The sequence below is a fragment of the Microcoleus sp. PH2017_05_CCC_O_A genome, from assembly GCF_020738785.1.
Taxonomy (GTDB): domain Bacteria; phylum Cyanobacteriota; class Cyanobacteriia; order Cyanobacteriales; family Microcoleaceae; genus Microcoleus.
On sequence record NZ_JAEQCB010000071.1, the window covers coordinates 1 to 22,216 of the forward strand.

A 22,216-nucleotide genomic window follows, 5' to 3' on the forward strand; every position below is an offset into this window, starting at 1 on the left:
CGGCCCATTTGTCGGCGGAATGATACCAGTGTTCGGCCCATTTGTCGGCGGAATGATACCAGTGTTCGGCCCATTTGTCGGCGGAATGATACCAGTGTTTGGCCCATTTGTCGGCGGAATGATGCCCGTGTTTGGCCCATTTGTTGGCGGAATGATACCAGTGTTTGGCCCATTTGTTGGCGGAATGATGCCCGTGTTCGGCCCATTTGTCGGCGGAATGATACCCGTGTTTGGCCCATTTGTCGGCGGAATGATACCAGTGTTCGGCCCATTTGTCGGCGGAATGATACCCGTGTTTGGCCCATTTGTTGGCGGAATTACTTCAGGTGTCGGCCCATTTGTCGGCGGAATGATGCCCGTGTTTGGCCCATTTGTTGGCGGAATTACTTCAGGTGTCGGCCCATTTGTCGGCGGAATTACTTCAGGTGTCGGCCCATTTGTCGGCGGAATTACTTCAGGTGTCGGCGGGATTGGCTGCCGATTTGTTGGCGCTGGATCTTTGCCGTCGTCAGTCAACAACACAATATTACCCACAATACTAGAACGCGGAAACGACTGCGATGTAATTCTAGATTGTCCAGTTGTAATTGCACCCGCCGTACCGTTAATAGTAGTATCTCCCACGACAAACGGTTGAATCGGTGGGCCTTGATCTCCACCAGCGTGCACAATTGTAATTTTGCCACCACCGGCGCCACCCGCAGTAGAAATACTAGCAAATCCTGTCGGCGAAAGTGCGGTGGAAAAACCACCTGTAGCGCGGAAAAAATTCCCCGTCGAAATAAACACATCGCCACCAGTGCCACGCGTACCGCCTTGGGCATTAATTGACTCTACTTGAAGATCGCCGATCGGATCTAAGAACACATTGCCACCATTTCCGGCTGTACCGAAGGAGGTAATTTTTCCCGCCGTAATTGAATTTAAAGCTTTAACGGTAATGTTCCCGCCAGTATTTCCCGCTGTATTCAAATCTCTAGCATTCACTTTTCCGGTAGGGCTCGAAAGCTCGATTGTCCCTCCATTTTGCCCGTTTGAAGCAGTGACATTTCCCAACAAATTGATATTTCCGGTGCTATTTACTTGCAAGCTTTGCGCGTTAATATTCGAGTTTGCTGTAACATCCGCAGCATTGGCTGTCAGATTTCCTAGGGCTGTGGTTGCGCCCACCGATCCATTGAAAGTGATGCTGCCGCTACCTGCTGCGAGATTTAGATTCCGGGCGCCATCTATACTGTCGATCGCACCCCCAAAGCCAATATTCCCGCCAGCAGTCTTGAATACAGCATCTTTCGTCAACCCGAGAGAACCGTTAATATTGATATTGCTGTTATTAGTGGTAACATTGCCACCCAACTTAGTATTTAAGGCAGTAACATTCAAACCTGTCAGTGGTGTTGTGTTTCCGATATTTCCTTGCAGCAGCACATTGCCTTTAGTAGCATTGATGTTCAAGCGCCGAGATCCATCGATCGCACCTGCGATACTAACATTACCGACGGCACTGCTGAGAGCGACATCACTGCCGAGTTTGACATTATTGCTGTTAAGAGCAATACTGCTGTTGTCATTTCCGGTAATATTGGCGTTAAGTGCGATCGTACCAGTTCCCGTTTGAATCGTGACTGGGGCGGTAAAAGTGAGATCGTTAGGAATGGTAATATTGCCACTACCATTCAATTTCCCGATCGCGATCGAGCTAAATCCCTTTTGAATCAAATTAATTTCCGATGCCGTCAAATCTAAAGCGGGAGTAGTGTTGTCGGTGCCACCAACCACAATATTTTGTCCTGCCTTTGTCGGTTGCAACGCTAGCGAGGCCGTACCAGAAACCTTATCGGAAAAATTAATTTCACTTGCTGTTAAATTCAGCGAGTTACTTCCTGCTGCTAAAGTCGAACCGAAAGCAATAGTTGCATCTCCCGGTGTAAAACTTACAGGAGCTTTTAGTGTCACCGGGCCTTGAAAACTGATGTTATCATTAGTTGTGGCGACATTGCCGCTAACCGCAACAGTTCCCGCCCCTTTTTGACTGAATGCACCGTCTAAATTCAGGTTTTTCTCAATATTGAGATTAACCTTATTGGTAATTGTGAGCGCCCCGTCATTGGTGGTTGTGACAATTCCTTTGAGATTAACATTGTCAGCAGCAATACCGAGATTGCCAGCTACGTCAACAGTCTTGTTGAAAGTAATATCGGTGCCTGCGAGAATCGGATTGTTGGCAATTGTCACTGCATCTGCATAAGTTTGACTGCCAGTTGTCGTAACACTGCCACCTAAAGATGTTTTGCTGTTGGCAGTTAAACTTGTCAGAGGAGTTGTTTTGCCGATCGCACTTGTGAAGGTAACATTACCGCTAGCCGCCTTCACCGTCAAATCGCTGCCACCATCAACAGTATTGTTAAAAGTTAATTCGCTACCTGACAGAATCGGATTATTGGCAATCGTGACTGCATCGTTATAGGTTTGAGGGTTAGTTGTAGTGACATTTCCCTTCACTTGAGTTGTGCCACCCGCATCTGTAGTCAAACTCGCGGCCTTGACTGTTTGATTAAATGCAGTTATTCCTTGAGAGTTAGCTTTCAGATTGCCGATCGCACTTGCAGCCCCAACTGCACCGCTGAATGTAATATTGCCACTACCCGAATTCACAGTCAAATCGCCAGTGCCGTCAACATTATTATTGAAAGTCACAGCGCTGCCTGACAGAATCGGATTGTTGGCAATTGTGACAGCATCTCCATAGGTTTGAGGGCCAGTTGTAATGACATTGCCCTTGAGTATAGTTGTACCAACCGCATTGGTAGTGACGCTGGCAGAACTGACAGTATTAAATGTGGTTGTACCTGTAGAGTTAGCTGTCAGATTGCCGATCGCACTTATAGTCCCAACTGCACCGCTAAATGTAATATTACCGCTACCCCCATTCACCGTCAAATTGCTGCTACCGTTCACAGTATCGTTGAAAGTAACGCCCGTGCCTGCGAGAATTGGATTGTTGGCAATCGTGACAGCATCTCCATAGGTTTGAGCGCCGGTGGTAGTCACATTGCCATTTAATTCAGTTTTGCCGCCAGCATTGGTAGTGAAACTGCTAGCAGTGACAGCATTAAATGTAGCCGTACCACCACTGTTGACAATAATATTTCCTAAGGGTACGGTATTACCTATAGCACCTTTCACCGCAATATTTACCGTACCTGTTTCTAAAGTGAGATTGCCACTGCCATCAATATTATCATTCAACAGAATCTTGCCACTTGCTGAATTTCCATTGCCGATCAAGACGCTATCTCCGACTAAGACATTACCCTTAATGGTGATATCTTGACCGGCGGTGGTAATATTTCCCTTCAGGTTATTAGTAGTAGCGTTGAGAGTAACTGAAGCATCATCAGTTCCCGAAATTGCTTGAGCTTTATTTACAAAAATTGTGCCTTGAGTATTGAAAGTCACAGGATCTTTGAAAACAGCAGGCAAATTGTCTACCGTGATATTGCCTGTTGTATTATTCGTTCCGATCGCAATTCCACTAAATCCATTAGCCAAGGAGGAGAAAAATTGTTTTCCTAAATCGATCGCCTTCGGATCGTCAGCAAGTGCATCCTGGAAGCGAATTCCGACATTAGGCGAAGACGGCGCAATTGACAAAGTACCCTTACCCTGTACGGAATCTGGGCCTCCCGAAAAGCTCATGTCATTACCGCTAATGCTAATATTTCCCGTACCGGACAATCCCCTAGCATCAATGATATTGATCCGAACTAGATTGGGTGTGGCGATCGCGATATCGCCACCCGCACCGTTCGTAGAACTAGAGTTCCAAACTACTCCGGGATCTGCTAAAATGTTGCCTGTTTTACCCGTGAGGGTAATTTTTCCACCATCGCCCGCCGTGGAACTTGAGTTAAGATTACCAGGAGTAATATTGTTCGCACTCAGTGCAATCGGGCCGCCACTTCCAGTAGTAGAACTGGTATCGATCGCCCCTGTGGAACTCCTCGTAATGTTACCATTGTTGCTCGTAAGCGCGATCGCCCGTCCGGGATTCGTAATATTGCCTGTAGTAATATCGCCAGTAGTGGTAATCGCGATCGGACTGGTACTGGTAACATTCTGAGAATTGACTATTGTCAGGGAACCCAAAGGCACAGTCCCCCCAACAGCCCCGTTAAGATTAATAATACCTGTTCCCGAAGTCAAAGTTAGCTTCCCATCGCCGTCAACAGTTCCCTTAAAATTAATATCGCCTGCCTTCGTTAACCCAGTATCGAGAGTGACATTAGAACCCTGAACGAGAGACACTTTACCACCAAAGGTAATATTCTGTTCGTTGGTGACAACATTTGCATTTAAGTTAGTAGTGGGAGCATCAAAACTAATTGAAGCATTATTTACACCTTTAATGTTGCCATTGACTGCAATTGTGCCGCTAGTTGTGGCGCTAGTTTGGGGAGATCGAAATGTAACCGGAAAATCAAAAGTAACAGCACTGGGGTCAGCAATTGCGATCGTCCCACTGCCGTCCGCCCGCCCGACAATCATTTGGGAAAATCCCTTGAAAGCTGCGAGTTCAGTAGTGCTGAGATTCAAATCAGCAGAATTACCGGCAGTGCCAACAGTAATACCTAAACTCGGAGTCAGAGGTTGCAACAGAATAGTACCGTTGCCTTTGACTTGAGACGTGGGTGAAACCGTAATTGCATCACTGGTCAAAGTAACATCATTACCGGTTCCCGCCGTCAGGTTGATGTTGCTATTATTCAGGTTAATTTCATTAGTACCGCTTGGCCCATTACCAGTCAGAGCAACATTTCCCACCGTCGATTTGAGCGCTCCATTATTCAGATAAATTGCCGCCGAACCGATTGCTGCCTTACCATTCAGATCGATACTTGCCTTCGTCGATTCTACTGCTGAATTACCCTCAACAATAATGCCATAATTTGTTTTATTGATACCAGTCCCCGCACCTGTGCCAGTCATGGCGATATTTCCACTCGCCGATCGCACGTTAGAATTAGCAACAGATATCCCGCTGTTATTGTCTGTGCCCGCACCAGCCGTACCGTTGAAAGAAATACTTCCGCTTCCAGTTGATTCAACTAACGATCCATTTAGAAGTGGTACCTCTGACGACGGCAGGTTTTCCATGCGAATACCGTGGTTACCAATTCCAGTGCCACCACCTGTCCCTGCGAAACTGATGTTTCCATTGTTTGATAGCACTTTGGCGGCGTTAATCAATATCCCGGAGTTATTGTTTTTGCCCGCACCGCCGGTACCGCTGAAACTAATACTTCCAATGCCTGTTGATTGCACTAAGGCCGCGTTGTCGATCGCAATACCGTAATTACTGCTTCCACTGCTGCCACCTTTTCCAACAAGACTGATATCTCCATCGAATGATTTAACGCTGCTATTGCTCTCAATAGATATCCCTCTATTGCTGCCATTAATCCCATTGCCGCCCGTACCAGTCAGGCCAACTTTTCCCGTCCCCGTTGATTCCACCACGGCATTACTCAAAATCAGAATGCCGTTACCAGATCCGCTGCCGTTACCAATCAGTGTAATCTCACCATTGGCTGAACTTATAGTAGGCCCGCGCAAAATTATCCCGTCACTATTGAGGCTGGTACCGCTAGTGCCAGTAAGGGTAATCTTTCCCGTTCCAGTAGTTACTAAAGTAGGTGTAATGGTTCCGCCAGATACCTGAAGGCCGACGTTGATTGCCGTGTTTCCTGCACTACTACCAGTGAGGTCAATATTCCCACCACCAGCATTAATCGTACCACCATTAATATTAATCCCATTTCCATTGACAGTATTCCCGCGGCCAATACCGGTAAAATTGCCACCATTTGTATTAATCGTCGCATTGGTAATGGTGACATTACCACCGGCGAGATTGTCGGTATCAGCATTCAGGGTGATATTGCCTCCCTGAGTTGTGATATTGTTGTTAACAAATATGCTATTACTGGCATTCAAAGTCAGGGAATTTTTATTAGCCCAAGCAATCGGAGCGCTAACTGTAATATCCCCTGCACTCGCACCAAGAGATGTAGTAGAAATAGTGACATTACCTAAACCCAATTGCGTTTGCAGCGTCCCGTTATTAATTGTAGCCGTAGGCGCAGCGATACCGGGAGTAAACACTCCTCCCCCGAATGCACCGGCTGCATCCGGAGCTGTGCTAATAGTAATATTAGTAGGATCTAACAATAAGGTTCCGGCACTGCCGACAGTCGATCGCAAATCCACCAACCCAGCGAAATCCAGCGATTGTTTTCCCGATACCTCCACAAACCCGCCATTCCCAGAAAACAAGCCACCTCGGGCAGTAATATTCCCATTAAAACGAGTAGTTTCATCAGCCCAAACAATCACTCGCCCGCCATTACCGTTGCTAATCGCATCCACATTAATTGTCGAATCTGCACTCACAAACGTCCGCACAGCATTCGGCACAGTCCCCAAACCCTGAAAATCTCCGCCAATCAGTACATTCCCGCCGCCGTTAATACCCGAAGCATCGATGTTAGCCGCGATCGCGCCTACGCGATCGCCTAAAATGTTAACATTACCCCCAGTATTGCCAGAGACGTTGATACTGCCACTGGCGATCGCAGTTCCCGCCACAACAGGCACAGCCAAATTCCCCAGCACCACATCCCCATTCGGATTTACCGTCAAATTCGTTGCTTGTTCCTGCCCTTTACCCGTCAGCAACTCCGGCAAAGATAACACTGGCTGCGTCCAATTATTCGGCAGCGATCCCCCAGTTGCTGTTGGTTGAACATCCAAACTCAATAAATTACCAGCTTGAGAAATCCGCACCAAATTTTGACCGGGTACAGCCGTAATCAGAACACCGCCTCCTGGCGCGTTTAGCTGGCCGGTATTCACAACCGTCCCCCCCGTCAAACTTAAACTTTGACCGGGTGCCACCGTCAAATTCCCGGCATTTACAATGCTTCCTGCTTGCGGACTGGTAAATGCGAAACTGTTCGGATTCCCGATTAAAGCTGCCCAGTTGTTATTGGCGATCGCACTAAACCACTGATTGTTCCCAAAACCGATACCTGTCGCCGCCGTGGCGTTAAAAGAACCCGGTACGTTGAGGCTGGCATTTTGTCCGAAAATTATCCCCGACGGATTCATCAAAAACAGGTTGGAATTGCCGCCTGTAACTTGAATTAAGCCGTTGATTACAGAAGGATTTCCTCCGTTAATTCTTCCTAAGATATTTTGAATGTTGGGATTGGTTAAAAAGTTTGCCGTTTGACCGGAACTGAGACCAAACTGAGTAAAACTGTGAAACAGGTTAGCCTTGTCACCGCCCAATGACCCCCCGGAAATGTCGTAGCGATTGCCGTTGGGTGTCACGACTGTATTCGTGCCGTCTGGTGCGGGGGTGATGGGTTGCGCGGAAGCCGAGCCGGCCGCTGCATTGAGGCAGCCAAGTATGAATAACCATCCGAGCAAATTTAGTTTGTTGGCTGCCATTGTGGTTAAAGATCTGTGCTAAAAGTGCGATCGTATTTATCTTTCCCTATTCTGACTCATGAAGGTTCCTCCTGTCAATAGGATTTACGGTATTTTGCCTCGAAAAAATATAGCAAATCCGCAGGAAATCTATCTATTTAATTACCATAAATAATTGGTTTAAAGCCGGAACCCTTTTAAGGATAAATTAAAAGCAGACTATTCATTACTCCAATCCTCTTCTTTCCTTTGTCAAGTGCTATCAACTGTCAACTATCAACTGTCAACTGTCAGTTGTCAACTGTCAACTGTCAACTGTCAACTGTCAGTTGTCAACTGTCAACTGTCAACTGTCAACTGTCAGTTGAACAACCTTGACGATTAGCAGTCAAAAATGCGTAAGTACCGATCGCCAGTGAAAGCAACTTGCTGCTAGTGCCAAACAACTCGCTCCAATTCCTACTCTGGACAGCGCCACAGCCGATTCCAGGGCGAGCAGCTTGCAGTCCGCTTCCAGGAGCAACTCACCCAACAGCCAAATTTTTCTGAGAAACTTTATAAGTTTGGGATGAGCTTTACCAAAATTTTACAAAAATTGACTAAAAAAATTTATATATTTTTGATGAAAGCTAATATTTGCAAGTCTTCCAGTCAATTTGAGACAGTTAGCGATACCAATAGATGTAGTAGCTTGTAAATCTATACTGAGTGAAAATCTGGCTGTGACAGATGAAAGTAGTCTGCCACTAGAGTGTCAGTGAAAACTCTTAAAACAAGCACTCATTGACTCAAAAAAACACCTAAGTGATATCAGTCCGTAGAGTCACTGCCGTAGAGTCTGTTTTGTCGGTTTGACGATCGCCCTTAATATCCGAGGGTCGCGATCGTCTATTCCTGTCTTGACAAGATAGCATTGACCAGCTTACTAACTAACAATATTGGAGGAATCAGGGTTATGACTACCTTAACGCTAGTCAAAAAAACATCTTTTACAGTCGCCAGCTTGGCAACCACAATCTTGCTCAGCATCTGCACGCCCGCCCGAGCTTTCATGTTTGGCAGCACTGGCATCCAGTTCGATCGAGATACCAATATCAACTTTACATTCGACCAATCTCACGGCGCTTACCAGTCTAGCTTGTGGGTAGCCCAAGCTCAGACAGGAGCCAATGGCTACAGCAACATCACCCGACTGTTTTACGAGTTCAAACCCTCAGATAACGGGAACGCCGATGAATGGAAAGGAACCTTCGGCAACTCCGTGGGATCGAACAACGGCTCCCCAACTCAAACCTTCACCTTTTTGCAGGATCAAGTTTATGCCCTGCTGCTCTGGAGTGACAGCGGCAGTGGCAAACAATTCGAGCAGTACGCCTCCAGCAGCACCTTCATGAACAGCCCCGAATGGTTTGCCGCCAACACCCAGTTTCGCAGAGATGACTGTGTGGTGGCCGGATGTCAGCAAGCCGTATTTGGCGAATTTGGGCTCAACCCCCGCTCCCCCGACTCATTTACAAGTATCAACGGCGGTAAAGGCCCAGAACAATATTCATCGCTCACAATGGCCCAACTGGCTCAGGGAAGCAAAATCTCCTTCGACGATGCCGGAGGAGGAAACGATCGCGACTTCCAAGACTTCACCGTCTCCGCCGAGCTAGCACCCGAGCCTGTGACAGTGTTCGGCACCATGCTGGGGATCGGGGCTTTGGCGGCGGCTCGCGGCAAAAAAAAGCGACAGCAGCAACCAAAAAAATGACTCTTAAGCATCCCCATACAAATCTAAATAGTGAGTCTGTTCAGTGGTACTCTGAGAAATAGCATTTCTAAATGTTAAGACTTTTTCCACAACGGGAAAAATAGAATCCTAACAAAGGCACTATTCATGGTATCCACCGCAACAAAAACGAACGTAGGCTACATCACCCAAATCATCGGGCCAGTTGTAGACGTAAAATTCCCAGGCGGCAAACTGCCCCAAATCTATAACGCTATTACGATCGCCGGCAAAAACGAAGCAGGTCAAGACATTTCTGTTACCTGCGAAGTTCAGCAACTCCTCGGAGACAGCCAAGTGCGTGCAGTTTCCATGAGTACCACCGACGGCTTAATGCGCGGTATGGAAGTATTAGATACCGGGGAAGCGATCCAAGTTCCCGTCGGAATCCCGACTCTCGGCCGTATTTTTAACGTCATCGGCGAACCCGTAGACAACCTCGGCCCGGTCAATACTTCCGAAAGTATGCCCATCCACCGCCAGCCGCCGGCTTTCACCGAACTAGAAACCAAGCCTTCGGTGTTTGAAACAGGGATCAAGGTCATCGACCTCCTGGCTCCCTACCGTCGCGGTGGCAAAATCGGTTTGTTCGGCGGCGCAGGCGTCGGCAAAACCGTGATCATGATGGAACTCGTGAACAACATCGCCAAGGCTCACGGCGGCGTGTCCGTGTTTGGCGGTGTGGGCGAGCGCACCCGTGAAGGTAATGACCTTTACAAAGAAATGATCGAGTCTGGGGTTATTGACGAAAAAGACCGCAGCAAATCGAAAATTGCCCTAGTATACGGTCAAATGAACGAGCCACCAGGTGCTCGGATGCGCGTGGGCCTGTCGGCTCTAGCGATGGCCGAATACTTCCGCGATGTCAGCAAGCAAGACGTACTCTTGTTCATTGACAACATCTTCCGGTTCGTACAAGCGGGATCTGAGGTATCGGCTTTGTTGGGTCGGATGCCTTCGGCTGTGGGATATCAGCCGACTCTCGGTACAGACATGGGCGACTTGCAAGAACGGATTACTTCGACTACCGAAGGTTCGATTACTTCGGTTCAAGCTGTGTACGTACCTGCGGATGACTTCACTGATCCAGCGCCGGCTACGACTTTTGCTCACTTAGACGCTACAACTTTGTTGTCTCGCGGTTTGGCTGCGAAGGGTATTTATCCGGCTGTTGATCCCCTGGAATCTACCTCCACAATGTTGCAAATTAGCATTGTAGGCGAAGAACACTATGGTGTTGCGCGTCAGGTGCAGTCTATTTTGCAACGCTACAAGGAATTGCAAGATATTATTGCGATTTTGGGTTTGGACGAGCTGTCGGAAGATGACCGCTTGACTGTTTCTCGCGCTCGCAAAATTGAACGCTTCTTGTCTCAACCGTTCTTTGTAGCAGAAGTGTTCACCGGTTCCCCCGGTAAGTACGTCAAGTTGGCTGATACCATTAAGGGCTTCCAAATGATTTTGGGTGGCGAACTTGATGAGTTACCTGAACAAGCTTTCTATTTGGTTGGCGATATCAACGAAGCGATCGCCAAAGCTGAAAAAATGAAGGCTGACGCTAAGTAGAAAGTAGGGAATGGGTAATGGGTAATGGGTAATTGGTAATAGGTAATTGGTAATAGGTAATGGGTAATAGGTAATGGGTAATAGGTAATGGGTAATGAGTTATTGGAACTGACAAATAACTCATTCCCAATGCCCAATTCCCAATTCCCAATTCCCAATTCCCAATGCCCAATGCCCAATTCCCAATTCCCAATTCCCAATTCCCAATTCTCAATTCCCAACTCCCAATTCCCAATTCCCAATTCCCAATTCCCAATTACCTATTTATGACATTAACTGTGCGCGTAGTGGCCCCAGACAAAACTGTTTGGGATTCTAATGCTGAAGAAGTAATTCTGCCAAGCACGACTGGCCAATTGGGTATCTTGAGCGGTCACGCTCCGATGTTGACTGCTTTGGATACCGGAGTGATGCGCGTCCGTCCTGGTAAGGAATGGGTGTCTATTGCTCTGATGGGCGGCTTTGCAGAAATCCAAGAAAACCAAGTAACTATCCTTGTCAACGGCGCTGAGAAAGGCGAAACGATTGATAAAGAAGCTGCTCGTACTGCTTACACCGAAGCAGAAGCTCGTTTGGAAAGCTCTGCTAGTGGCACTTTGCAAGAGCAAATTCAAGCTAAGCAAGCAATCAAACGCGCGAGAGCTCGTTTTCAAGCGGCCGGCGGCACGATTTAGATAGGACGTACGGTTGAAACCGCGCCTACAAAAACAAAGTCCGCCTCCGCGGACTGAAGAAAATAACGTAATGTTAACCGCCAGTTCTTCAACCCGCACTAGAAGGGTTTTGTTTGTATAGACGCGGTTGAAACCGCCCGGTGTTCTTGTATAGACGGCGGTTGAAACCGCCCGGTCTTCTAAACTCCGGCTTCGGACAAGAGAAATTGCATTGTTTCCCAAGATAGCCCTTGCTCGATATAGCGGGGGTTATTTGGATTGTAGGGACTATAGAGCCGATCGACACTAACAATCTTTGCTGTCTCCGGCAAAACTGGCACTTCTGGATCGCTCGCGGTCGATCGCACCAGGGAGCTAGAAAACCCTTTAAAAATAGCAATTTCGTCGAATTCGCCGTCTATTTCGGCCTTCACGATTAACACTTCGTGCGATCGGGCGATCGTGTATTGTTCCAAACGGCGAGCAATAGAGTCAGCCATAGCAAATCTCACATTCCTGAAATCTGCTATAATATAGCTTAATTTGGTCGCTAATTTCAGAGACAGCCAGCCAAAATTTTATATTTAATTCTACCTTTTTTAACACCCGGAAATCAGCGGACATAATATAAGTCAATACGCTTGGGTTAGCGAAGTATGTCATTGCGAGCTCTTAGCGAAGCAATCGCAAAGACTATGGTGCTTCTCAATGAATTTATCTGCGCGCAAAGCAATTAGATTGTTAACTGAACCGTATTGTAATATAAGTATTGTCAAAAACATCTGGAAAATATTACTCCTGCACAACCTACTTCGACGATATTTTATGAGCCACAAAAAGCCGAGGTTTCAATTATCGTTTTTGATTCAAAATATTAAACAGCATTTGGCTTGGAAATATTCGCTGCTATTTATACTATTTTTTTGCTTGAGTTTAACTGTAGCAAGTTGCAACTCCGATCTGATAAATAGCTTTACAGCAAAAAAAACAAACTCATTCTCAAACTTAACAAAAATAGTAAGAATCGGCCATCAGCCTTTCGGATCCCTGTTTTATCTCAAAGCTAAAGGATCTTTGGAAACCCGTTTAGCAAAAATGGGATGGTCTGTAGAATGGACGGAATTTGTCACAGGGCCACCAATTTTAAAAGCAATAGGACAAGGAAAAATCGATCTGGGTTATGCAGGAGTTACGCCGCCAATTTTTGCCCAATCAGAGGGCATACCTTTCGTTTATATTGCTAATGATTCAGCTTTACCTGGCAGCATTGGCATCATAGTTCCTGAAAATTCTCCTATTCGGACTCTCGCAGATCTTAAAGGCAAGAAAATAGCAGCCACTCGGAAAACATCAGCTCACTATTTGTTAATTCGGGCGTTAACTCAAGGCGGATTGAAGTTAAAAAATGCCGAATTAGTCGATTTGTCTCCGCCAAAAGCTCAGGAAGCATTTCTGAGAGGCGAAGTTGATGCTTGGGCGGTTTGGCAGCCGTTTTTAGCTAAGTTACAGGAAACCATGCCTGCTCATTTCCTGACTGATAGCGAGCAACTGATCAATGACAGAAACTTCTATTTGGCAAGTCGCTCTTTTGCTAGCGACTTTCCCGATATTGTTAAAACAGTCATGGGAGAAACGCGACAGATGGCTAATTGGATAACTAAAAATCCCGAGCGAGCAGTAGACTTTATTACCGCTCGAACCGGAATGAAAAAAACCACAGCTAGAAGTTTAACTAAAAGCCGTACCTACGATTTGTTACCAATTCAAGATAGGGCAGTTGAAGAACAACAACGCATTGCTGAAATTTTCTTTAGGTTGGGACTCCTGCCGGATCGAATTTGGATTGAAGATCGGATCTGGAAACAAAAATTAGATTTATAAAACCACAAGTTAGCCAAAGGTAACGATAAATTAAAGGTGGCGATTGTAGCAGCGCTACGAAAAATGAAATTAGGTGTATCCTAGAGAAAGAGAGTTAAAACTGTTAAGTAGCAGAATCAAATGTCCTCAATTGCCAATCAACTGCGTTATGGTTTTGTCTCGATTGTTGTGGCAAGCGTATTGATGGCAGGGAGTACGTTAGCTTACCTCAGCTTTCGGGGACAAATAGAACAGACAAAACAGCTTCAGTACGAGCGATCGCAAGCTGCGGCCGCCCAAATTAGCGCTTATCTGGATAACTTGCAGCGCCAACTCAATTATTTGTCAGAATTGCGTGGCCTAACAGAATTTAATACTGAAACTCAGCGCAGCATTCTTGAAGGATTAATCAATAGCAACAGCGCCTACGAAGTGGTGGGAATTTTAAACAGTAAAGGTCAAGTCGTACAAGTAATGTCGCCTTACGAATCATACTCTACATCTAGCTTAAGTTTAGCAGGTATTTCGGGAGATGCGCCTCTATTTTGGGAGACGTTTCGACAGGCTCAAAATTATGTTAGCTCGGTAGATGTCGATATGAAGACAACGGTTAATGTTGTTAATTTAGCCGTACCTATTCGTGACAGTAAAAATAAAATTGCTGGAGTATTATTTGCCAGAGTAAGTCTAAACTTTTTAATTCAAATTGCAGCCCGATCGCAAGTTGGAAAAACTGGATACAGCTATGTTATCGACAACCGCTCGGTGCTGATTTCGGAAACAGGAAACAAGGTTAATCCGTATTTACTCCCAGATTTGAAAGGGCGATCGTTTGTGGGAGAGTTATCGAAATTAGCTTTAGCTTCGGGAATGCAATCTCCGCTGGTTTATCGAGGCTGGCACGGGGAAGAAGTCATGGGAACGGGTGCGATCGTCCGTCGGGTACAGTGGATGGTGGTTGTAGAGCTACCTACAGCCGAAGCTTACGCTCCCGTGCGATCGCTCATCTACGTCATGGGTGCAGTTACCACCGTCAGCGCCCTCGCCGCCGTGGGCTTGGGAGTCGCTTTTGCGCGATCGCTCACAAATCCTTTAAAATCTCTAACATCCGCAGCTACTCAAATGACTAGCGGCATATTGGAAACTCGGGTAAATATTGCCTCATCTAACGAACTAGGAAAATTAGCTAATGCCTTCAACAGCATGGCCGGTCAATTGGAAGTATCTTTCACAAAATTAGAGCATCAAAATGCTCAATTGCAGCGACTTGACAAACTCAAAGACGAATTTTTAGCCAATACTTCTCACGAACTCCGCACCCCACTAAACGGCATTATCGGTTTAACAGAATCTTTGATCGATGGTGCTACAGGACAATTACCAGCACTGACTATTTCCAATCTAGAAATTATTGCATCTAGTGGCAGAAGACTGTCAAATCTCATCAACGACATTCTCGATTTCTCCAAGCTGAGACACAAAAATATTGAACTGCAAATCAAGCCCGTCGGCATTCGAGAAATTGTCGATATCGTAGTAACTCTTTCTCAACCTCTAATTGGCACAAAAAACTTGCAGTTGATTAATTCAGTCACTCCCGACATTCCCCTGGTGGATGCCGACGAAAATCGGGTGCAACAAATTCTTTACAACTTGATCGGCAATGCGATTAAATTTACCGACAATGGTACTGTAGAAATTTCGGCGAATGCGATCGGCTTGGAATCGCCGCAGTTGGCAAAAAAAGAAAGTTCAGTAACGAGCCAGCTTCTATCTTTAATTGTCAGGTCAAAACTGCAAATTACCGTATCCGATACGGGAATTGGCATTGCTGAAGATAAGTTAGAACGAATTTTTGAATCCTTTGAACAAGCAGACGGCTCCACTGCTAGAGAACACGGAGGAACTGGTTTAGGTTTGGCAGTTACAAAGCAGTTAGTCGAGCTGCACGGTGGCGAAATTCAAGTATCTTCAGAACTCGGTGTTGGTTCCCAGTTTACCTTTAGTTTGCCAATTTCTAAAAATCAATATCTCGATGACAAGCAGTTGCCAGCAACTGCTCGACATTCTTTAGTTTCGAGAACAGAAGAGCGCAAGTTGATAATTAATGAAGCTGCTCCACCAAATTTTAACAATAACAGTTCGAGTGCGATTAAATGTTCTTTGAAAAACAACAAAGTAAAAATTTTGATTGTAGATGACGAACCTGTAAATATTCAGGTATTAACTAACAATCTACTTCTTGAAAATTATACAATTGCCGAAGCTAGCAGCGGTAGAGAAGCTTTAGCTCTTATCGAGAGAGGCTACAAACCCGATCTAATATTGCTAGATATCATGATGCCACGGATGACTGGTTACGAAGTTTGCGATAAAGTCAGGGAGAAATTCACGGCTAGCGAATTGCCAATCGTCATGCTAACCGCGAAAAATCAAGTATCTGACTTAGTGCAAGGTTTCAATGCAGGAGCCAATGATTTTTTAACTAAACCTTTTCTCAAAAATGAATTGCTAGCTCGAATCAAAACTCACATCCGTCTCACAAAAATAAATGCAGCTTATGGTAGATTTGTGCCCCACGACTTTCTGCGATTTTTGGGACACGAAAGTATTGTTGATGTTCAACTAGGCGATCAAATCCAGAAAGAAATGACAGTTTTATTTTCTGATATTCGCTCCTTTACAACTATCTCCGAAGCTATGACTCCCCAAGAAAATTTTAATTTTCTCAACAGCTACCTCAGTCGAGTCAGTCCGGTAATTCGCGATCACAAAGGTTTCATTGATAAATATATTGGCGATGCGATTATGGCACTATTTCCTGAGTCGGCAGATGATGCTGTTCGCGCGGCAGTGGAAATGCAAAAACAAGTTATTCTTTTCAACGATCGCCGACAAACAAGGGATTACGCACCAATTACGATCGGTATTGGTTTGCACGCGGGCACTTTAATGCTGGGTACGATTGGCGAAGAAGAACGGATGGAGAGTACCGTGATTGCTGATGCGGTGAATCTCGCGTCTCGTTTGGAAGGATTGACTAAGGTTTACGGCTCTGGAATTCTCGTTACTGAATCAATTTTAGAGCGTTTGGGCGATCGATCGCAATATCTGTGCCGATTTGTCGATCGAGTCACCGTAAAAGGGAAAACATCTGCCGTGTCGGTGTTTGAAATTTATGATGCAGAAACAGAACAAAGCATTCAGCTAAAACAGGAAACTGCTGCTGTATTTCAACAAGGTATACAGCTTTATGTCGAGCAAAATTTTCCTAAAGCGCAAAAAATCTTTAAGAATATTTGCGAAACAAATCCTCAAGATAAGTTGGCAGCAATCTACTACCAGCGCTCTCTGAAACATCAAATGTATGGAGTTCCAGAAGGATGGTCGGGGATAGAATGTTTGGATGAAAAGTAGTAAAAGTAGCATCAATCTGAAGTCAGAAATTTTCAGGTCTTCATCGATTTTTCTGGAGCTAGTCTCAGTCATAATATATTCATACCGAAGCCTGAAGACCCAAAATGGGGAATTTCCCCGAAAATCCGCTGTAGAGTTCGCTAGATTTGACTTCATAATCGAATATAATGCGTAAAGCTATGCGAAAAAAAACCTGGTTTCTATAAAAAATCTCAGGTTTGACAGCGATTCAGGAAACAACCTAGAATCAGGCTGTTATTGTGTAACTTTTGTTCAACTACAACAAGGTTTACAATACTTAACAGTGGTGTAGCTTCCCTCCGAGTATAAACCGTGTCTTTTAATCTAAATTAATGTTATGTCAACTTTTTCTCTCAATCGCTTAGCTGCCAAACTTTCAGGAAAAACGACGCTGCAAACTGTACTCATAGTTCCGTTTGTCTTGCAAGTATTTGCGGCAGTGGGAATTGTGGGATATTTATCATTTAAGAACTCTCAAAAAGCCGTGAACGATCTTGCAGATCAGTTAATGGGGGAAGTGAGCAATCGCATTGAGCAAAATTTGATAACTTATTTGCAAACTCCGCACCAGATCAATCAAAGCAAGCTGGATGCACTGAAGTTGGGTTTTGTGAACATCAAAGACTTGCCAGCTTGGGAAAAGTATCTGTGGCGGCAAGTGCAATTATATCCTTATATCAATTTTACCTCATTCGCCAATCGCAATGGAGAATACCGCACTGGCGAAAAGATGTCGAATGGGACTTTGTTGATTAACGCCTCCGGCCCGTCTACCAAATTTAATTTTTATTCCTACAATACTAATGATAGTGGCGATCGCACAAAAATAGCAGCCACCATCAAAAACTTCGACATCCGACAGAACCCTTTATACAAAGATGCCTCTGTAGCAGGCAAAACCACTTGGAGTTCAGTGGATGTCTCCTCGCTAGAACCCACACTGCTCCTCAGCGCGCTGCAACCAGTTTACAACAACCAGAAACAGCTAGACGGAGTATTAATTACTGCTTTACGTCTGGACAGTATCAGTGAATTTTTAAACAGCCTCAAAATAGGCAAATCCGGTCAAACTTTTATTATCGAAAGAAAGGGAACGCTGCTGGCAACTTCCACCCCAGAAAAACCTTTCCGCAACAAAAACGGTAAAAAACAACAGTTTCAAGTCAAAGAAAGCAGCGATATCGTAACCCAGAGTACAGCTAAATACTTAGAAAGTCACTTTCAAGACTTGCAGCAAATTACCGAATCGAAACTAATCCATTTTGAAATCAATGGGAAGCAGCAATTTTTAAAAGTTATGCCATTCCAAGATGGCAAAGGTTTAGATTGGCTCATTGTCGTCGTCGTTCCAGAAGCCGATTTTATGGAACAAATAAATGCCGGCAATAGAACTACAATCTTGCTATGTCTGGCAGCTTTGGCTGTAGCTACTGCGATCGGAATTTGCACTTCTCGCTGGATTACCAAACCAATTTTAAAATTAAAAGATGCAGCAATAGATTTGTCTCAAGGACAATTTGACAGAACTGTCAAGCTCGATCGTTCCGACGAGTTGGGCGTGCTTGCTACTGCTTTTAACAGCATGGCAGCACAACTGCAAACATCTTTTAGTGCCTTAGAAACTAAAAATACCCAATTGCAGCAACTGGACAAACTGAAAGACGAATTCTTAGCCAATACTTCCCACGAACTCCGCACTCCCCTCAACGGCATTATTGGGATTGCAGAATCTTTGATAGACGGTGCTACCGGAAAACTGCCAGAAACGACCAATTTCAACTTAGCTTTGATTGCATCGTCAGGAAAAAGATTGGCTTCTTTAATAAACGATATCCTCGACTTTTCTCAGCTCAAACACAAAAGTCTTGAACTGCAAACTAAGTCAGTCAACCTCCGAGAAATCGTCTTTGTGATTCTCAAATTATGTCAGCCATTGGTAGGCACAAAAAAATTGCAATTGATTAACTCAGTTGCTCCGGAATTGCCACCAATAGCAGCCGACGAGAATCGTTTGGAGCAAATACTTTATAACTTAATCGGCAACGCGATTAAATTCACTGAAAGCGGCACAGTTGAGATTTCAGCAGCATTGATAACGAGCCATGAAGAATCATCACCTAATCCCCAATTGGCGATTACTGTATCCGACACAGGCATTGGCATCCCCGAAAATAAATTAGAGCAAATTTTTGAATCATTTGAACAAGCTGACGGTTCCACTGCTAGAGAATATGGTGGGACGGGTTTAGGGTTAACTGTTGCCAAGAAATTAGTGGAATTACACGGCGGTAAAATCTCGGTATCTTCAAGTGTAGGCGTAGGTTCCCAATTTATTTTTACTTTACCAGTCTCAGAGAGTCAGCCGGAAATTAACAGCAAACAGCCTGGTTTAACCGAGGGCGAGGAGATTTTGCTTGCTCCTGAATTAGACTCCGAATCATCTCTAGTAAATTCTACTATCTTAACCAAAAGGGACTTGATAGAAGAAGGTGAAAAAGTAAAAGTTTTAGTGGTCGATGATGAACCAATTAACATTCAGGTCATTATCAATAATCTCGCTCTGGAAAACTATGCGATCGCTCAAGCGATCAACGGCAGAGAAGCTTTAAATCTGATTGAATCAGGATTTAAGCCAGACTTGATTTTACTCGACGTAATGATGCCGCAGATGACTGGTTATGAAGTCTGTCGAGCAGTTCGCCAACAATACTCACCTTTAGAAATACCAATTCTGATGGTGACGGCCAAAAATCAAACGAGTGACTTGGTAGAAGCTTTTAACTCAGAAGCGAATGATTATATAACTAAACCTTTTATCAAAAAGGAATTGTTAGCCAGAATCAAGACGCAAATTAGTATGGCAAAACTGAATGCAGCTTACGGCAAGTTTGTGCCGCATGATTTTTTAGATTTGCTTGAAAGACCGAGTATTATTGAAGTCAAATTAGGCGACAATCAGGAAAAGAATATGACTGTACTTTTTGCTGATATTCGCTCTTTTACGGTACTTTCAGAACAGATGACACCAGCCGAAAACTTTGCATTTATTAATAGTTACTTGGGAAGGGTGAGTCCTGCAATCAGGGAAAACAACGGGTTTATCAACAAATATATTGGCGATGCAGTCATGGCTTTGTTTCCGACATCTCCATCAGATGGTGTGCGAGCAGCAATTGATATGCAAAAAGAATTGAGTATCTACAACGAGCAGCGAGAACAAAACGGCTTGTTGCCGATCGCGATCGGCATTGGTTTGCACGCGGGCAATTTGATGTTGGGTACAATTGGCGAGCGAGAACGGATGGAAAGTACCGTGATTTCTGATGCGGTGAATCTCGCGTCTCGTTTGGAAGGATTGACTAAGGTTTACGGCTCTGGAATTCTCGTTAGCGGTGAAATTATCGATCGCCTGGACGATTCAGAAACATACAACTACAGATTTGTCGATCGAGTAACGGTGAAAGGAAAGACAACTGCTGTGTCGGTATTTGAAATTTATGATGCAGAAACAGAACAAAGCATTCTCCTCAAACAGCAAACTGCGGAGATTTTTCAAGAAGCTCTCAATTTTTACTACCAGAAAAAATTTGTTGCTGCTCAAAAAGTATTTGAGAATATTTTAGAAATCAATCCTGAGGATCTGGTAGCAACGCTATATTTCAAGCGCTCTCGCAAGTATCGAATGTATGGAGTACCCGAGGGGTGGTCTGGGGTGGAAGACGGGGCGGAAAAGTAGGCAGCTTTTCTAAGGAAGGAGAATTAAATAACTTACAATTTTTATTGTTCTTGTGGGATGGGCGTCCCGCCCGTCTTTTCTGGACGGGCGGGACGCCCATCCCACAAATATGTGTAAATTATTTAATTCGCGCTCCTAAGGAAGAGGGTTCGCTTCGGCTTTGCTCTTCTGGTAAAAACAGGGATTCGGGAAGAAGACTTTAGTTGGGAGCATCTCAGTTTTGCAAGAAGCATTTTTTAAAGAGCGGACTGAAGTCCGTACTACGATCCTTTTTTGAGCGGGGACAGCACTATAATAAAAAATGCTTTTTTCAAAAATGAGATGCTCCCGAATCGATCGCATTGGTGTCAGCAATTAAAAACGTCCTCAGCATCGGGCGCGGTTGCTATAAAAGATAGGGCGCGCACGGCACGCCCTACTCTGTTTAAAATATGGTAGTACAAACTTTAAAATATAGTTGTACAAACGCCCAATTTATTCCAAGTTTTTGGGCCGACAATGCCATCAGCAGCGATTTTTTGTTGCTGTTGAAAACTGATGACTGCTTGTTGGGTTTTCGCGCCGAACGATCCATCAGTATCTAGGGAAGCTCCACTGACATTTAAAACTCGTTGGAGGTAGCGGACATCCTCATTTTGGGTGACAGCATCGTTGCGTTGGAGTAGGGGAAAATAACGGCAGGAAGGTAATTCAAGGCGAGTTGCGTTTGTGGTTTGCATGGTTGGATTCTCCATTTATTGTTTGCAAGTTGCGATCGACAAAGAAGTGCGGGCAAATGTTGGCAGTGATTTAACAAGGAGGTTCGCTAACGCAAGCGCCTAATTTCGTCCAAGTTTGCTGGCCAACAATGCCATCAACAGTAATCTTATTTTTCTTTTGAAAATTGATGACTGCTTGTTCGGTTTTGGCGCCGAAGAATCCATCAGTTGCTACGGGATATCCTTTTTTAACTAAGGATTGTTGGAGATAGCGCACGTCTTTATTGGCGGCAGGGCTGCTATCATTTCGTCGCAGTGTGGGCAAGGAAGAGCACATCGGTAATTGAGCGTGAATTTCGTTTGTGGTTTGCATGGTTTTATTGGGGATTAGTGGTTTGCAAGTTGTTTGAACCTGCTATTCCCTAGTTGTAGCTGTGGTGGAAAGTGCTTTAACAGTCGCTTTTTTCAGTGACGCTTGTTTGAGGTAGCTCAGATGAGTGACAGAAGAAACGAGGTTCGTTCAGTTGACAGTTGACAGTTGACAGTTGACAGTTGACAGTTGACCTGGGATAGCGACCTCTACCTAGAAGTCCGAGGATTGGAGTAATGAATCGTCTGATTTTAATTTCTACGCCAAAGAGAGAGGCTTTCAACCAATTCTTTAGCGTATTGAGATAGTGCTTGGTTATTTCATATAAAAAAATATTTTATATTGACGAAGATAATATCGGGATTTTTTGGTTCAAATTAGCTTAAGTATCGCTACTCGCAACTATTTTTTAATGACATATTCAAATACGAAAATCCCCAACTATTAAGATCTGGGGATTTTCTCGATATGGCGCACTTGAGCCAAGGTATGTAGTTGCGCTTCATCGCGCTCTTTCCTAATCTTATAACTGTAGTTTAGACTAAAAAATGAGCCCAGCTAAAAGTAGTCACCTTTGAATCTCCGGCAAGCTGTTACTCAAAAACTCAAGAGGTATCAGATTAAATA

12 protein-coding genes are annotated in these 22,216 nt (G+C 44.7%); 6 read left to right on the plus strand and 6 right to left on the minus strand.

Features of this window, described 5'->3' with window-relative positions:
- Together JGK20_RS17395 and JGK20_RS17400 are read right to left on the minus strand one after the other, a co-directional pair.
- Nucleotides 1–7,515 (minus strand): filamentous hemagglutinin N-terminal domain-containing protein (locus JGK20_RS17395; protein ID WP_293231536.1); only part of this gene is annotated, 7,515 nt, incomplete at its 3' end.
- A gap of 367 nt (nt 7,516–7,882) precedes the next feature.
- Nucleotides 7,883–8,026, minus strand: coding sequence for a hypothetical protein (locus JGK20_RS17400; RefSeq protein ID WP_293183037.1), 144 nt, complete (start codon nt 8,024–8,026; stop codon nt 7,883–7,885).
- Nucleotides 8,027–8,449: 423 nt separating this feature from the next.
- On the opposite strand from JGK20_RS17400, the gene JGK20_RS17405 reads away from it, so the two are divergent.
- Nucleotides 8,450–9,250, plus strand: coding sequence for a PEP-CTERM sorting domain-containing protein (locus tag JGK20_RS17405; protein ID WP_293190619.1), 801 nt, complete (start codon nt 8,450–8,452; stop codon nt 9,248–9,250).
- A gap of 126 nt (nt 9,251–9,376) precedes the next feature.
- Nucleotides 9,377–10,834 (plus strand): F0F1 ATP synthase subunit beta, encoded by a 1,458-nt coding sequence (gene atpD, locus JGK20_RS17410; protein ID WP_293183033.1) that lies wholly within the window; start codon nt 9,377–9,379, stop codon nt 10,832–10,834.
- Here atpD and JGK20_RS17415 read toward each other — a convergent pair.
- Nucleotides 10,827–11,090 (minus strand): hypothetical protein, encoded by a 264-nt coding sequence (locus JGK20_RS17415; RefSeq protein WP_293183031.1) that lies wholly within the window; start codon nt 11,088–11,090, stop codon nt 10,827–10,829. The two genes, atpD and JGK20_RS17415, sit on opposite strands and share 8 nt — an antisense overlap.
- A 10-nt stretch (nt 11,091–11,100) precedes the next feature.
- On the opposite strand from JGK20_RS17415, the gene atpC reads away from it, so the two are divergent.
- Nucleotides 11,101–11,508 carry an ATP synthase F1 subunit epsilon gene (gene atpC, locus JGK20_RS17420; protein ID WP_293183029.1) on the plus strand — a complete coding sequence of 136 codons (408 nt, stop codon included), beginning with the start codon at nt 11,101–11,103 and terminating at the stop codon, nt 11,506–11,508.
- Between the two features lie 179 nt (nt 11,509–11,687).
- On the opposite strand, the gene JGK20_RS17425 is transcribed toward atpC, so the two are convergent.
- Nucleotides 11,688–11,987: a hypothetical protein gene (locus JGK20_RS17425; RefSeq protein WP_293151314.1), complete on the minus strand. Its 300-nt coding sequence runs from the start codon at nt 11,985–11,987 to the stop codon at nt 11,688–11,690.
- Nucleotides 11,988–12,450: 463 nt separating this feature from the next.
- Between JGK20_RS17425 and JGK20_RS17430 the strand changes: the two genes are divergently transcribed.
- The 3 genes from JGK20_RS17430 (at nt 12,451) to JGK20_RS17440 (ending at nt 20,521) form a co-directional block, all read left to right on the plus strand.
- Nucleotides 12,451–13,368: an aliphatic sulfonate ABC transporter substrate-binding protein gene (locus JGK20_RS17430; protein WP_293183057.1), complete on the plus strand. Its 918-nt coding sequence runs from the start codon at nt 12,451–12,453 to the stop codon at nt 13,366–13,368.
- Between the two features lie 120 nt (nt 13,369–13,488).
- Nucleotides 13,489–16,764 (plus strand): response regulator, encoded by a 3,276-nt coding sequence (locus JGK20_RS17435; protein WP_293204741.1) that lies wholly within the window; start codon nt 13,489–13,491, stop codon nt 16,762–16,764.
- A 358-nt stretch (nt 16,765–17,122) separates the two neighbouring features.
- Nucleotides 17,123–20,521, plus strand: a complete 3,399-nt coding sequence (locus JGK20_RS17440; protein WP_293183025.1) for an ATP-binding protein — start codon at nt 17,123–17,125, stop codon at nt 20,519–20,521.
- A gap of 446 nt (nt 20,522–20,967) precedes the next feature.
- Here the strand turns inward: JGK20_RS17440 and JGK20_RS17445 are convergent, their stop codons facing one another.
- Both JGK20_RS17445 and JGK20_RS17450 read right to left on the minus strand, forming a co-directional pair.
- Nucleotides 20,968–21,240 (minus strand): peptidoglycan-binding domain-containing protein, encoded by a 273-nt coding sequence (locus tag JGK20_RS17445; protein ID WP_293183023.1) that lies wholly within the window; start codon nt 21,238–21,240, stop codon nt 20,968–20,970.
- A gap of 70 nt (nt 21,241–21,310) precedes the next feature.
- Complete coding sequence (locus JGK20_RS17450; protein WP_293183021.1) at nt 21,311–21,592, minus strand: peptidoglycan-binding domain-containing protein; 282 nt, start codon at nt 21,590–21,592, stop codon at nt 21,311–21,313.
- Nucleotides 21,593–22,216: the final 624 nt, after the last annotated feature.

Bases quoted from the DNA above. Each gene is read 5' to 3' on its own strand.
- JGK20_RS17405 (WP_293190619.1), top strand. From the start codon at position 8,450: ATGACTACCTTAACGCTAGTCAAAAAAACATCTTTTACAGTCGCCAGC.
- JGK20_RS17450 (WP_293183021.1), bottom strand. From the start codon at position 21,592: ATGCAAACCACAAACGAAATTCACGCTCAATTACCGATGTGCTCTTCC.
- JGK20_RS17445 (WP_293183023.1), bottom strand. From the start codon at position 21,240: ATGCAAACCACAAACGCAACTCGCCTTGAATTACCTTCCTGCCGTTAT.
- atpD (WP_293183033.1), top strand. From the start codon at position 9,377: ATGGTATCCACCGCAACAAAAACGAACGTAGGCTACATCACCCAAATC.
- atpC (WP_293183029.1), top strand. From the start codon at position 11,101: ATGACATTAACTGTGCGCGTAGTGGCCCCAGACAAAACTGTTTGGGAT.
- JGK20_RS17440 (WP_293183025.1), top strand. From the start codon at position 17,123: ATGTCAACTTTTTCTCTCAATCGCTTAGCTGCCAAACTTTCAGGAAAA.
- JGK20_RS17425 (WP_293151314.1), bottom strand. From the start codon at position 11,987: ATGGCTGACTCTATTGCTCGCCGTTTGGAACAATACACGATCGCCCGA.
- JGK20_RS17435 (WP_293204741.1), top strand. From the start codon at position 13,489: ATGTCCTCAATTGCCAATCAACTGCGTTATGGTTTTGTCTCGATTGTT.